Source organism: Kribbella orskensis, assembly GCF_004342085.1.
Taxonomy (GTDB): domain Bacteria; phylum Actinomycetota; class Actinomycetes; order Propionibacteriales; family Kribbellaceae; genus Kribbella; species Kribbella orskensis.
In genome coordinates this window covers 386,464-399,876 of record NZ_SLWM01000006.1, presented here as the reverse complement: position 1 = coordinate 399,876, position 13,413 = coordinate 386,464, and the positions used below count along the sequence as shown (strand labels likewise).

Here is a 13,413-nt window from a genome sequence, read left to right as displayed (position 1 = left end):
GGGTTACAACAACTGGCTGATGGTGTGGATGACCAGGCCGACCAGGGCGCCGACTACGGTGCCGTTGATTCGGATGAATTGGAGGTCTCGGCCTACGTGGAGTTCTATCCGGGCTGAGGCTTCTTGGCCGTCCCAGCGTTCGATGGTGTCGGAGATTACCGAGACGATCTCTGTGCCGTAGGTGCGTACTACGTAGCCGACTGCCTCGGCGGCGCGGGTGTCCACGCGAGCACGGAGTGCCTCGTCGGTTTGGAGGCGTTTGCCGAGGTCCTTGATCGCTTGAGCGACGCGGGAACGGAATGGGCCTTCGGGGTCGTTGATGGCGCCGATGAGGGCCGTGCGTACTGCGTCCCAGACGGCGGTGAGGCTGGTGCCCATGTCGGGGTGGCTCAGCATGCGGCGCTTGAACGCCTCGAAGCGGTCCATCATGTCGGGGTCGTTCTGCAGGTCGTCCGCGAGTTGGCCGAGCAGGCGGTCGATCGCCTTGCGGGCCGCGTGCTGGGGGTCGTCCCGTACTCCGGCCAGCCAGGTCAGCGCCTCCTTGTGGATCCGGTCGATCACCAGCGTGTCGACCCACCGGGGAGACCAGCGCGGCGCCCGGGGACCGACCACCTCGGTCAAGGTGTCGCGGTTGTCGCGGAGCCAGTCGTACGCCTCGACCACCAGCAGGTCGAAAAGCGCGTGGTGGGCGCCGTCTTCGACCACCGACTGCAGGAAATGCCCGGCGATCGGGCTCAACGGCTCCTCGGCGAACCGCGGCAGCAAGGAGCCCCGGACGAAGGCGGTCACGTCCTCGTCGGCGAGCTTGGGCAGCGCGGCGCCGATCGTCCGGGCGCCCTCCTCCACGATCCGCTCGGCATGGTTGCCCGCGGCAAGCCATTCGCCGGCCCGGCGGCTGACCTCGGCGGTGCGCATCTTCTCCGCGACCACCTCTTCGGAGAGGAAGTTCTCGGTGACGAACTGCTCCAGGCTCTCGGCCAGGCTGTCCTTGCGGGTCGGCACGATCGCGGTGTGTGGGATCGGCAGTCCGAGCGGCCGCCGGAACAACGCGGTGACCGCGAACCAGTCTGCCAGCGCGCCGACCATCGCGGCCTCGGAGGCGGCGTTCACGTAGCCCCAGCCACCGTCGCGGTGCAGCGTCACGACGTACACGATCGCCGCCAGCACCAGCAGCGACAGCGCGACCAGGCGCATCTGCCGCAGTCCCCGCCGCCGGGCCAGATCGGGCCCACTCAACGTCAATGTCGCCATACCCCGATCTAACCAAGTAGCTGGTGATCGCGACGGCCCACGCCACCGGCGCCTTTTCAACCATTCGGCTGATAACCTCGCCGCCGTGACGACTGGAAGCCCTCCCACCGACGGACGCACGGTGAACGCCGGGCGCACCAAGGCAGCCTTGCTGGACGCGGCGCTGACGGAGTTCGCGGAGCGGGGCCTGGCTGGCGCACGGGTGGCGGACATCGCGAGCCGCGCCGGGGTGAACAAGCAGCTGATCAGCTACCACTTCGGCGGCAAGCAAGGCCTGTACGACGCGATCTTCCGGCTCTGGGAACACCGCGAGCAGGGTTTCCGCGAGGAGGCGGAGTCACTGGAAGACCTGGCGGTCCGCTACCTCCGCGAAGCGCTGGACGATCCGCGCTGGGCCAAGCTCGCCGCCCGCACCATGCTCGACGGCGGCACCACGAAGGCCGATGACGACGAGGTGAAGCCCGGACAAGATCCAGAGGTTCTGAAGACCACGCAGCAAGCCGGGGAGTTGGCCGAGGACCTCGATCCACAGGCCGTGATGCTCGCGATCACCGGCATGGTGTCCGCTCCCCTGCTGTACTCCGGCGGCACACCGCCGGCGAACTACGAGGAGCAACTCCGCCTCATCGTCCGCAAGCTCAGGCAGTAGCCGCTCAGGCCGTGATCCGCTCAGACAGTGACCCGCTCAGGAATCCTGACCGAGCGCCGGTCCATCAACCCGGACACCAGCGCCAACCCGAGCCCCGCCACAGCCAGCGCAGCACCCACCCGGCTCGGCCACTCGTACCCGTACCCAGCAGCCAGTACGACGCTCCCGAGCCACGCGCCCAGCGCGTTCGCCACGTTCAAGGTCGAGTGGTTCAAGGACGCCGCCAGCGACTGCCCCTCGTGCGCCACATCCATCAGCCGGGTCTGCAGCGCCGGAATCAGGATGCTCGCACTGAACCCCATCGCGAACACCCCGACGAGCGCCCCCGCCTTGCTCTGCGCCAACCACCCGAAGGTCCCGAGAACGACCGTCACCGCCACCAACCCGCCGTACAGGCTGGGCATCAGCGCGCGGTCGGCCAGCCGTCCGCCGACGAGCGTCCCGCCGGTCATCCCCACGCCATAGACAGCCAGCACGATCGTCACCGCGGCTGCGCTGAAGCCGGCCAGTTCGGTCATCGTCGGCGCGATGTACGAGTAGGTCGCGAACATGCCGCCGAAGCCGACCATGCCGATCAGCAAGGCCATCCAGACCTGCGGCTTGGCCAGCGCGCTCAGCTCGCTCCGGATGTTCACGTCGTTCCCGACCGGCTGGGGCGCGACCCAGAACCAGACCGCCACCAAAGTCAGCAGCCCGAGCACCCCGACCGCCAGAAACGGGAACTGCCAGCCCAGCCACTGCCCGAGCAACGTGGTCAGCGGGACGCCGATGATGTTCGCCACCGGCAGCCCGACCATCATCATCGAGACGGCCCAGGCGCGCCGGTTCACCGGCACCATCGAAGCGCCGACGACGGCGCCGATGCCGAAGAACGCGCCGTGCGGCAGGCCGGTCAGGAACCGCGCCCCCATCAGCAGTTCGTAGCTGTTGGCAACGGCCGAGAGCACGTTGCCGACCACGAACACCGCCATCAGGCCGAGCAGCAGCCGCTTGCGTCCGGTCCGGGCGCCCAGCGCCGCGATCACCGGAGCGCCGACGACGACGCCGATCGCGTACGCCGAGACGATGTGCCCGGCGGTCGGGATCGAGATGTCGACGCCCTCCGCGATCTGCGGCAGCAGGCCCATCGTGACGAACTCGGTGGTCCCGATCGCGAACCCGCCGGTCGCCAGCGCCAGCAGAGCCAGGCCGATGTGCCGGGAAGTCGGGTTGTTGTCAGGAGTCATCGAACTTGTCACGCCTGATTGTCACATCAGCCATTACGTCACCGACGGTCGTCTCAGCCGCGGGTGTGACGACTGCCACCGCAGTCCGCCGCCAGGCGATCACGAGCAGTGCCACCGCCAGTACCGCGAACGCCGCGTTCCCCGCCAGGTCGACCGCCTTCGACCCGCCACCCAGCGACTTCTCCGGGAACGCGTGCCACGCATAGGTCAGTAGGGCTCCCCCGGCCGGCGCCAGCGTGTGCAGCCGGGTCCAGCCGTCGCGGCGGGACCAGCGGAGTACGACCAGGATCGCGACCGCGATCAGGGCCAGCAGAAGCACGGCCTGGAGCCAGCCGTTCAGGTCAAGATCGTCCACAACCATATAGAGCGAGGCGCCGGCCAGCCCGGCAGCACCGACCAGCCAGACCGACAAGGCCGAGCCGTGCTCGTGGACTGGTTCCCGGCGCCCTACCCAAACCGCGAGCGCGATCAGCACCACCAGCGCGATGCCCACCCCGATGAACTGCCCGGCGGATGCGAGGAAGGAGTCGCTCTGCAATTGGAACGCGGTGGTCGCGAAGATGCCGAAAGCGAACAGCACGCAGATGACGACGAACCCCTTCGTGCCCAGCCAGGGCTCTCGAGGCCGGCGTGACACCGACTCCACCAGCACGATCGGCACCGTGATGCTCCAGAGCGTGTGGATCGACAGCACGAAGACGGTCCACGGAGCACCCATGCCGAGCGCGGAGATGTGTCCCGGATCCAGCAGTCGCAGATCCGCGTAGTTCGGGTTGAACAGCGACTGGGTGGTCACCCCTTCCTCCAGCACGCCGAACGCGAGCGCCAGCAGCATGATGCTCGGGTAACCCCAGCCGCGCCGGCGGGCCACCTCACGGATCACGACCGCCCCACCGCCGTACAGGGGCGCCAGGGCGAAGAGCGCGAACAACTTGGTGACCGGGAGGTTCCCGAGCAGGAACTCCGCCACCAACGGCGCCAGGAAGAACAACCCGGCCGCCGGCCAGTACCGCCGCTTCTGCTTCATGCTCCCTCTCCTCCGGATGTCTCCTCCCAGCGTCGGGGAGCAACGCCTGCGCGACGGTGCCGTCCGTACCGATCTGCCCCTGACGGATGTCATGCGGGCACCATCCGATCACGGCACGCAGGTCAGCATCTGTACCTGCGGGAAGGGCTTGTGAAAACATCCGGCATGGCGAACTACGGCGACCACCAGTTGAGCATCTATGCGCAGGGGATGTTCCAGGACACCCGGCCGGAGATCACCACCGATCTGTCCCGGCTGGAGTCCCAGGCCGCGGCGAACCTGACCGCCGAGGCGATGGGCTACATCGTGCCGAGCGCGGGCAGCGGTTCGACCGCGCGGGCCAACCTGGCCGCGTTCGAGCGGTGGCGGCTGGTACCGCGAATGCTGCGCGGCAGCACCGAGCGGGACCTGTCCTGCACGATCCTCGGCACCAGGATGCCCGCGCCCGTGCTGATCGCGCCGGTCGGCGTCCAGACGCTGGCGCATCCCGAGGGTGAGCTCGCCACGGCGAGGGCCGCGAGCGCGCTCGGGCTGACCTACACGCACTCGACCCAGGCGAGCCACTCGTTCGAGCAGATCGAGGCGGACAGCAAGTGGTACCAGCTGTACTGGCCGACCGACAAGGAGGTCTGCCTGAGCTTCCTCCAGCGCGCCAAGGACAACGGGTACTCCGTCCTGGTGGTCACCCTCGACACCGGCACGATCGGCTGGCGCCCAGCCGACCTGGACCGCGGCTTCCTGCCGTTCCTCAAGGGCGAGGGACTGGCGAACTACTTCAGCGACCCCGCCTTCCGGGCGAAGCTGGCCAAGCCGCTCGAGGAGGACCCGACGGCGGCGGTGATGCACTGGGCGCAGATGTTCCCGAACGTCGGGCTCAGCTGGGACGAACTGTCCTTCCTGCGCGACAACTGGGACGGCCCGATCGTGCTGAAGGGCATCACCTCGGTCGACGACGCCAAGCTCGCGGCCGAGCACGGCGTGGACGGCGTGGTCGTGTCGAACCACGGCGGTCGCCAGGTCGACGGCGCGATCGCCTCCCTCGACGCGTTGCCCGCGATCGCGGACGCGGTCGGCGAGCAGTTGACCGTGCTCTTCGACTCGGGCGTGCGCACAGGTTCGGATGCCGCGAAGGCGCTGGCGCTCGGCGCCAAGGCCGTGCTGCTCGGCCGGCCCTTCCTGTACGGACTGGCCCTGGCCGGTCAGGCGGGTGTCGAGCATGTACTGCGTTGCCTGCTGGCCGAGCTCGATCTCACCCTTGCCCTGTCGGGATATGCGAACCATCGTGAGCTCAACCGGGACTCGGTGGTCCCGGCGTGAAGGCAGTCATCTTCGACCTTGACGACACCCTCTTCGACCACACCACCTCGGCGACCACGGCGATCCGGACCTGGGTCCCGACCCTGGGGGCGACGTTCTCCGACGACCTGATCACCCGCTGGTTCGAGATCGAACGGGTGCAGTACGACCGCTGGCTGACCGGACAGACCAGCCACCAGGGGCAGCGGCGGGGCAGGCTGCGGGACTTTCTGCCGATGCTGTCGCTGCCGGTTCCGCAGGCCGACGACGAGCTGGACGAGCTCTTCACCGGTTACCTGGACCGCTACCGCGCGAGCTGGTCGGCCTTCGACGACGCCCGGCCCGCACTGGAGGTTGCCCGCGGCAACGGCTGGCGGATCGGCGTGCTGACCAACGGCAGCACCGCGCAGCAGAACAACAAGCTCGCGGCGATCGGCCTGGCCGACCTGGTCGACGTCGTCTGCACCACGGAGACACTCGGCTGCAGCAAACCCGCGCCCGAGGCCTACCTGAAGACCTGCGAGGCGCTCGGAGTGGAGCCCGCCGATGTCCTGATGGTCGGCGACAACCTGGAGCTCGACGTGCTGGGAGCCCGGGCGGCCGGCCTGACCGCGGAACACCTCGACCGGGCCGCCGGGATCGCCCTCGCGCAGTTGGTTCGCAGTACAGAGTGATCGGCCCGGCCCGGACGGGGGCCGGACCGATCGGTTCGTCAGATGCCGCAGGTGGGGGCCGACCAGGCGTTGCTGGTGCGGATGTCGACGTGGGTGTGGTCGTTGTGGCCGGGGTAGCCGGGACCGAAGATGCCGCCGAAGCCGTGGTAGCGGGCTTGCTTCGCCAAGGTGCACAGAGAAGGGGAGCCGACCAGGTCGGCCGATCGGCCGTACAGGTGCTGGCTGTTGCTGGCGCCGCCGACCGCGTTGTTGCAGGGAATGCTGCGGAATCCGCTGGTGATGTTCAGTGGCTGGTCGCCGAGCGCGTGCCGCATCGCCTCGAGCTGCCACATGGTCTGCAGCGCGTTGGCCTTGGTCGCGGCCGCGGACAGCGGACCGCCGTCCCAGCCGCTACCGCCGCAGCCGTCGTCGAGCTCGGTGTAGGCGAAGTGGATGGGCGTGCAGTCGTCGTCCTGTAGGGAGTAGATCTTGCTGAAGGTCGCGGGTCCGGCGATGCCGTCCGCGCCCAGACCGTACGCCGACTGGAACCGCTGCACCGCCGCCTTGGTCGCCGGGCCGAAGGCGCCGTCGGCGGCGATGTGCCCGCCGTACGCCGGGTAGCCGGCGACGCGGATCTGCAACTGGCGGACGTCCTCGCCACTGGCTCCCTGGCTGAGCGTGCGGCTCCAGGTGTAGCAGCCGTCGGCGTGTGCCTCGGTCGCGGTGACCACCGAGGTCACCACGGTGGCGCCGAGCATCGCCGCGAACAGCGACAGCACGGCCAGGACGCGGGGAAGGGGTTTGCTGAAGAGGGACTTGAGGAAGGACATGGTTCAACCTCCGGGACGCGATCGGGGCGAAACGCGGTCACCCGCCAGAATCGCGTCACTTTCTACCGCTTGACCAGACCTCAGCAGAAAATTCTCGACCGAGGTCAGGCAGTCGGCACCCAGCTGTGGAGCTTGGCCGCGTCGGTGGCCAGCTGGGTCACCGAGTCGTCGGCAACGAATTCCAGCAACGCGTTGATCTCGCGAGGCTCCTTGGCGATGCGGTCGAGCACCGGACGCCACAGGGACTCGCGGCCGGACAGCGGCAGCCTGGTGTGGGAAGGCCACCAGGAGAAGACGTGCACGGTGCTGAGCCACGGCATCAGCGCCTCCAGCTGGGCCAGGCACTCGGCGTCGTTGAGATCCACCGGCGGCTGCCAGTACGTCGTGAGGTTGGGCGCGCCGACATCCAGCAGCAGGGTGATGGTGGAGTCCACCTCGTCGGTCAGCGTGCCCCGGTGGAACTCCATGGCGATCTCGATCCCGGAACCGGCCGCCACGTCCGAGAGCTCGGCCAGCCCGCGGGTCACCGCCATCCGATCGCCGACTCCCGCCTCGGCGGTCCCGACGGTGCCGGCCCAGACGCGGATCCGCGGTGCGCCGAGCTCGGCGGCGGTGTTGACCGCAGTACGGATCTCTTCGCGGTCGACGCTGCCGGCCCGCAGGTAGGAACCGTAGGCGGCGACGGCGAGGCCGTGGTCCTCGCAGAGCGCGCGGGCCTTGCGGGCGGCCGGCAGATCACCAAGCGGCACATGGATGTCCCCGCCCCACTCGATCGCGGCCAGGCCCGACTGCGCGGCCACCTCGACGACCTCTTCGACGGCCAGCTGACGAAACGTCACCGAGACCAGTCCGGTCCTCACGCCCACGTGCGCCTCCCAGAATCGCGTTGCACACCTCTATCCAACCTCATCGGAAAAGCGCATCTCACGTCATGAGCAAAGGACTTTGACGCAACTGACGTCAGGTCTAGACTCGCGAGCGTGCCAGAACAGCGGAGAGGGTTCATCTACGGCTTCTCCGCCTATCTGCTCTGGGGCCTCTTCCCGCTCTACTGGAAACTCCTCGACTCCTCCGGCGCGGTCGAACTGCTCGCCCACCGGATCCTCTGGTCACTGATCACGATCGTCGCGCTGGTGCTGGTACGGCGACGCTTCGGCCAGGTGCGGGCCCTCCTCGCGGATCCCCACCGGCGCTGGCCGCTGGTCGCCGGGGCGCTGCTGATCTCGGTGAACTGGGGCACCTACATCTGGGGCGTCAACCACGGCCGGGTGGTCGAGACCTCGCTCGGGTACTTCATCACTCCGCTGTTCACCGTGCTGCTCGGCGTGATCGTGCTGAAGGAGCGGCTCCGGGTGGCGCAGTGGATCGCGCTGGCGATCGCGTTCATCGCCGTGGTCGGCCTGACCGTTGAGAACGGCCGGCCGCCGTGGGTCGCGATCATCCTGACCTTCTCGTTCGGGCTCTACGGGCTGGCGAAGAAGAAGGCCGGCGCCGGGGCGATCGAGGGAATGGCGGTCGAGTCGGCCACGGTGGCCCCGCTCGCGCTGATCGCGATCCTGGCGCTGGGCGTCCAGGGCCAGTCCACCGTGACCCACGAGGGCCTCGGCTACCTGGTGCTCGTGCTGCTGACCGGACCGATCACCGCAGTACCGCTGCTGTTGTTCGGGGCCGCCGCGACCCGGATCTCGATGACCACCCTGGGCCTGCTGAACTACATCGCGCCGATCATGCAGTTCACCGTGGGCGTGCTGGTCTTCCACGAACTGATGTCGCCGATGCGCTGGGCCGGCTTCGGGCTGGTCTGGCTGGCCCTGGCGATCCTCACCTGGCACGGTGTGACCCACCGCCGCCGCACCCTGGCAGCCCTAGAGGTCGCCGCCTCCGCAGCCTGACCGTACGACGGGCCGCGCACGCGCCTCCTCCGTGGGAGTGAAACAGTGTTTCAGAGCCCAAAACACTGTTTCACCACTTCAAGGGCCCGACGCAGACGCGTGACGGTTCAGCGGCGCTTGACGACTTCATTCTGGACATTTAGTATCTAGGTTATGAAGATGAACGAGGGCGTGGAGTGGGCGCTGCACAGTTGTGTGAACCTGTGCTTCATCCCGGGCGAGGCCGTCACCGCCAAGCGCCTCGCCGCGTTCTACAACCTGCCCACCGCGTACCTGAACAAACAACTCCAGGCGCTGACCAGAGCAGGCATCCTCACCTCGACCTCCGGCCCCAAGGGGGGTTTCCAGCTGGCCCGCCGGCCGGACAAGATCAGCGTGCTCGACGTCGTGACCGCGATCGACGGACCCGAGGACGCCTTCCGCTGCACGCAGATCCTGAAGTCCGGACCGGGCGCCGACCCGAAGGCCGACTACCGCAAGATCTGCGTGATCTCCCAGTCGATGCGCAAGGCCGAGCTCACCTATCGCCGCGAACTGGCCGGCAAGACCATCGCCGACCTCGTGCGCCAGGTCGAGACCTCCTACCCCGCCACCGCCGACGACACCCGCAACTGGTTCGCCAACCTGAAATCCTGAGGCACCGGTCCACACCCGGCTCCCTTCAGGGCTTGATTCTGGACATCAAACATCCTGCGAGACGGACCCGGCCGAGCTCGCCGCGACCAGTGACCTCTGCGACAACCACTCTGTCGAGAGCCCGGTCTGGATCGGGCGTTAGGCCTTTTCCAGCAGGTGTTTGAGGGTGTTGAGGTCTGCCTGTACGGCGTCGGCGTCGGCAGCGTAGTCGTCATCGGTCATTCCCGGACGGCGCCGGAGGGTGAAGACGACTTCGCAGCCGGCCCCGTCGGGAACCACCCTCATCGGGTTGGCCGTCGCCTCGCCTGACGCCAGCGTGACCGTATGGTCCAGTACGCCGTACTCATTCCTGGGTGCGAATGACAGCTCGATCCGGCCCATGGGTGAGTCCGCGAACCACTGGCCGTCGACCTGTTCCACCTTGCTGCTCAGCCCCGCGGCCCACGCCGGCAGGTTGGCCGGGTCGGAGGCGAAGTCGTAGACCTCCTGCGTGGGCCGGTCGACGAAGGTACTGAGGTGCCGGGTTTCTGTAGCCATGACCGCGACGCTATCCGGCCACCGCTCCGGCCGTCTTGAACAGATCGGACATCCTCGGCGGACTCAGCGGATTCTCATCGACTTCTTAGCGTCCCCGGCGCCGATCGCGGAACGCCGGCAGCCGCCTCTCCCGTTGTCGAGGGAAAGCCGATGGAGGTTCCTTTGACAGCTCTGCTCATCTCGCCGGACGCCCGCCAGGATCCGGGCATCACCGAGTTGCGGTACCCGGCGAACTCCGTCGTCGTGCTGGCCGGGATCCCGGGAGCCGGCAAGACCACGTTGCTCCGCCGGCTGTTCCCCGAGTCCGCCGCAGTACGGGTACTCGACTCCGAACGCATCAGGGACCGCTGGAAACCGGTGCTCGGTCCCGTCCCGTACTCCGTCTGGCGCCCGCTGATGCACCTCACGTACTACGCGCGCGTACTGCGGGCCATCCGCGGCGGCGGCCCGTTGGTGGTTCACGACTGCGCGACGCGACCCTGGGCGAGGCAGCTGATCGGGCGATGGGCCCGGCGCTCGGGACTGGCGGTCCACCTGCTCATGCTCGACGTACCGGCTGACGTGGCACGACTCGGCCAGCAGGCGCGTGCGCGGGTGGTGCGACCACGGAGCATGGCGACCCACAGTCGGCGCTGGCCTGACTTGCTCGACCTGGCAGCCGATGACCCTGGGCAGGTGGTCCCCGGCGCGGCCTCCGCGGTGATCCTGGACCGGCGCCAGGCCGACCTGCTCCGCAAGATCACCTTCACCCGCGAGCCGACCACTAGCGCGAAGGAGCGGACGGGGATCAGACCGAGCGCGTGACCACCAGGTCGCACAGGGATTCGAGCGCGCTGCGGCCCAGGCCCTCGGGAAGATCCTCGAGCAGCTTGCGGGCGTCGTCCGCGCGACGGCGTACGTCGTCCTCGGCCTGCTGGAGCGACGAGTGCGACCGCAGCAGCCCGAGGGTCTCGGCCAGCCGGGCGTCGTCGCTCAGGTCGGAGTCGAGCAGTTCGAGCAGCCGGGCGTCCTCGGCCTTGGCAGGATCCGCCTGGGCCCGGAAGATCAGCACCGGCAGGGTCGGCACGCCTTCGCGCAGATCCGTCCCAGGCGTCTTGCCGGACTGGCCGGACTCCGAGGTCACGTCGAGGATGTCGTCGGCCAACTGGAAGGCCTGGCCGATCTCCTCGCCGAAGGCCCGCAGCGTCTCCTGGATCTCGGCGGAGGCACCGGCGAAGCGAGCGCCGAAGAGCGCGGACGTCGCGATCAGCGAGCCGGTCTTGTCCGCGACCACCGACAGGTAGTGCGCGAGCGGGTCCTGGCCCGGCGAGACACCGAGCGTCTCCCGGATCTGGCCCTCGACCAGCCGGCCGAAGGTGCGGGCCTGGATCTTGACCGCCTCGGGGCCGAGGTCGGAAACCAGGTCGGAGGCCCGGGCGAACAGCCAGTCGCCGGTCAGGATCGCCACCGAGTTGTCCCAGCGCGCGTTGGCGCTGTCGGCGCCGCGACGCAGCGCGGCCTCGTCCATCACGTCGTCGTGGTACAGGGTCGCCAGGTGGGTCAGCTCGACCACCACGGCGGAGTCGACCACCTCGGCCGCGCCCGGCTCGGAACCGAGCTCAGCGGCGAGCAGCACCAGCAACGGCCGGAACCGCTTGCCGCCGGCAACCATCACGTGCTGGGCGGCCTCAGTGACGAAGGGAGCTTCGGAACGGGCGGCGTCGCGGAGCGCCCGCTCGACCGCCTCCAGCCCAGTACGAACCCGGGACTCGAGCGCCGCGTCGGCGAACTCGAATCCCAGGCTCTCGGCCGGCAGCGGTGACTGGCTCAACGGATGAACTCACCCGCTCGGGCCGCCAGGTCGAGCACCGGTCCGGGAACCAGACCGAGCACCACCGTGGCGGCGAGACCCAGGGCGACCGCCGCGGTGGTCTGCCACCCGGGCAGGGCCACGTCCGGGCTGTCGGCCGGCAGGTCGGAGAAGAACATCAGCACGATCACGCGGACGTAGAAGAACGCGGCGACCACGCTGCACAGTACGGCGACCACCACCAGCGGCCAGGCGCCACCGCTCCACGCCGCGGTGAACACGGCCCACTTGCCGGTGAAGCCCGCGGTCAGCGGGATGCCGGCGAAGGAGAGCAGGAAGAAGGCGAAGATGCCGGCCAGCAGTGGCGACTTCTTGCCCAGCCCGGCCCACCGGGACAGGTGGGTCGCCTCGCCGCCCGCGTCCCGCACCAGCGTGACGACGGCGAAGGCGCCGATGGTCGGGAAACCGTAGGTGACCAGGTAGAACAGCACCGCCTGGGTCGAGGTGATCCCGTTGAGCACGCCGTTCCCGGCCTGCGCGAGCCCCACGAAAGCGGTCAGCAGGAAGCCTGCGTGCGCGATCGACGAGTAGGCCAGCATCCGCTTCACGTCGGTCTGGGTGATCGCGACGACCGAGCCGACCACCATGGTCAGGATGGCGACCACCCACATCATCGGCGCCCAGTCCCAGCGAGTGCCGCCGAGCGCGACGTAGAAGACCCGCATCAGCCCGATGAACGCGGCGATCTTGGTGCAGGCCGCCATGAACCCGGTGATCGGCGTCGGCGCACCCTGGTAGACGTCCGGCGTCCACGAGTGGAACGGCACGGCGCCGACCTTGAACAGCAGGCCGACCCCGATCAGGCCGGTACCGGCCAGCAGGATCGCGTCGCCGCCGGTCTGGGTGGCCAGCGCGTCGGAGATGCCGCCGAGCGACATGGTGCCGGAGTAGCCGTAGAGCAGCGCGATGCCGTAGAGCAGGAACGCCGAGGCGAACGCGCCGAGCAGGAAGTACTTCATCGCGGCTTCCTGCGAGATCAGCCGGCGACGGCGGGCCAGCCCGCAGAGCAGGTAGAGCGGCAGCGAGAAGACCTCGAGCGCGACGAACAGCGTCAGCAGGTCGTTCGCCGAGGCGAAGAGCATCATACCGCCGACCGCGAACAAGGTCAGCGGGAAGACCTCGGTGTGCTCGACCTTGGCGGCGGTGGCTTCCCGCTCCGCCTCACTCCCCGGTACCGCGGCCGCCTGGCCCGCGAACGCGGACAGGCCACCGTCGACCGAGCGCTCGGCGAACAGCAGCACGCTGATCAGGGTCAGCGCCAGCAGGAGCATCCAGGTGAACAGCGCCGGGCCGTCCACCGAGATCGCGCCCTGGGCCGCGATCAGCTCCTTGTTGTCGGCCACCAGGATCACCGTCAGCACGCCGGCGACGAGCAGGGCGAGGATGGAGATCGCCAGCTGCACCAGGTGCCGCCACGACCGCGGTACGAACGCCTCCGCGAGAACGCCGACACACGCCGCGCCGAAGATGACAAGCAGCGGAGCGAGCTCGTTGTACTCGATCTTCGGTGCCACGAAGTCCGCGAGCGGCCTGGAGATCTCCGCCGCCAGCGGCATCAGCACTGCAC

The 13,413-nt window shown here is 68.7% G+C and carries 14 protein-coding genes; 6 read left to right on the top strand and 8 right to left on the bottom strand.

The features are described from left to right. Window positions 1-3 precede the first annotated feature (3 nt). Window positions 4-1,251: a DUF445 domain-containing protein gene (locus tag EV644_RS19760; protein ID WP_132189755.1), complete on the bottom strand. Its 1,248-nt coding sequence runs from the start codon at window positions 1,249-1,251 to the stop codon at window positions 4-6. Between the two features lie 85 nt (window positions 1,252-1,336). Between EV644_RS19760 and EV644_RS19755 the strand changes: the two genes are divergently transcribed. After that, window positions 1,337-1,900 carry a TetR/AcrR family transcriptional regulator gene (locus EV644_RS19755; RefSeq protein WP_132189754.1) on the top strand — a complete coding sequence of 188 codons (564 nt, stop codon included), beginning with the start codon at window positions 1,337-1,339 and terminating at the stop codon, window positions 1,898-1,900. Between the two features lie 20 nt (window positions 1,901-1,920). On the opposite strand, the gene EV644_RS19750 is transcribed toward EV644_RS19755, so the two are convergent. Both EV644_RS19750 and EV644_RS19745 read right to left on the bottom strand, forming a co-directional pair. Next, a complete protein-coding gene (locus EV644_RS19750) occupies window positions 1,921-3,138 on the bottom strand; it encodes an MFS transporter (protein WP_242001024.1) in 1,218 nt (405 codons plus the stop codon). Then, window positions 3,116-4,153: an AF_0692 family protein gene (locus tag EV644_RS19745; RefSeq protein WP_132189752.1), complete on the bottom strand. Its 1,038-nt coding sequence runs from the start codon at window positions 4,151-4,153 to the stop codon at window positions 3,116-3,118. Before EV644_RS19745 ends, EV644_RS19750 begins: the two co-directional genes overlap by 23 nt. Window positions 4,154-4,303: 150 nt before the next feature. On the opposite strand from EV644_RS19745, the gene EV644_RS19740 reads away from it, so the two are divergent. Then, a complete protein-coding gene (locus EV644_RS19740) occupies window positions 4,304-5,470 on the top strand; it encodes a lactate 2-monooxygenase (protein ID WP_242001023.1) in 1,167 nt (388 codons plus the stop codon). Continuing rightward, window positions 5,467-6,123 carry an HAD family hydrolase gene (locus EV644_RS19735; protein ID WP_132189750.1) on the top strand — a complete coding sequence of 219 codons (657 nt, stop codon included), beginning with the start codon at window positions 5,467-5,469 and terminating at the stop codon, window positions 6,121-6,123. The genes EV644_RS19740 and EV644_RS19735 overlap by 4 nt, the downstream gene beginning before the upstream one ends. Window positions 6,124-6,161: 38 nt before the next feature. Here the strand turns inward: EV644_RS19735 and EV644_RS19730 are convergent, their stop codons facing one another. Then, window positions 6,162-6,932 carry a M15 family metallopeptidase gene (locus EV644_RS19730; protein WP_241998387.1) on the bottom strand — a complete coding sequence of 257 codons (771 nt, stop codon included), beginning with the start codon at window positions 6,930-6,932 and terminating at the stop codon, window positions 6,162-6,164. Between the two features lie 104 nt (window positions 6,933-7,036). Next, entirely contained in the window at window positions 7,037-7,771 is a 735-nt protein-coding gene (locus EV644_RS19725) for a sugar phosphate isomerase/epimerase family protein (protein WP_241998385.1), read from the bottom strand. A 141-nt stretch (window positions 7,772-7,912) separates the two neighbouring features. Between EV644_RS19725 and rarD the strand changes: the two genes are divergently transcribed. After that, window positions 7,913-8,824 carry an EamA family transporter RarD gene (gene rarD / locus EV644_RS19720; protein WP_132189748.1) on the top strand — a complete coding sequence of 304 codons (912 nt, stop codon included), beginning with the start codon at window positions 7,913-7,915 and terminating at the stop codon, window positions 8,822-8,824. A 153-nt stretch (window positions 8,825-8,977) separates the two neighbouring features. After that, a complete protein-coding gene (locus EV644_RS19715; protein WP_132189747.1) occupies window positions 8,978-9,460 on the top strand; it encodes an RrF2 family transcriptional regulator in 483 nt (160 codons plus the stop codon). Window positions 9,461-9,598: 138 nt separating this feature from the next. On the opposite strand, the gene EV644_RS19710 is transcribed toward EV644_RS19715, so the two are convergent. Next, window positions 9,599-9,997, bottom strand: a complete 399-nt coding sequence (locus tag EV644_RS19710; RefSeq protein WP_132189746.1) for an SRPBCC family protein — start codon at window positions 9,995-9,997, stop codon at window positions 9,599-9,601. A gap of 150 nt (window positions 9,998-10,147) precedes the next feature. Between EV644_RS19710 and EV644_RS19705 the strand changes: the two genes are divergently transcribed. Then, on the top strand, window positions 10,148-10,801 hold the full coding sequence (locus tag EV644_RS19705; RefSeq protein ID WP_241998383.1) for an AAA family ATPase: 654 nt from the start codon (window positions 10,148-10,150) through the stop codon (window positions 10,799-10,801). Here the strand turns inward: EV644_RS19705 and EV644_RS19700 are convergent. After that, the gene (locus EV644_RS19700) at window positions 10,785-11,807 is read right to left on the bottom strand and encodes a polyprenyl synthetase family protein (protein WP_132189745.1); all 1,023 of its coding nucleotides are present in this window, start codon (window positions 11,805-11,807) and stop codon (window positions 10,785-10,787) included. The genes EV644_RS19705 and EV644_RS19700 overlap by 17 nt on opposite strands. Then, window positions 11,804-13,402: an NADH-quinone oxidoreductase subunit NuoN gene (nuoN, locus tag EV644_RS19695; RefSeq protein WP_132189864.1), complete on the bottom strand. Its 1,599-nt coding sequence runs from the start codon at window positions 13,400-13,402 to the stop codon at window positions 11,804-11,806. Before nuoN ends, EV644_RS19700 begins: the two co-directional genes overlap by 4 nt. Between the last annotated feature and the right edge of the window lie 11 nt (window positions 13,403-13,413).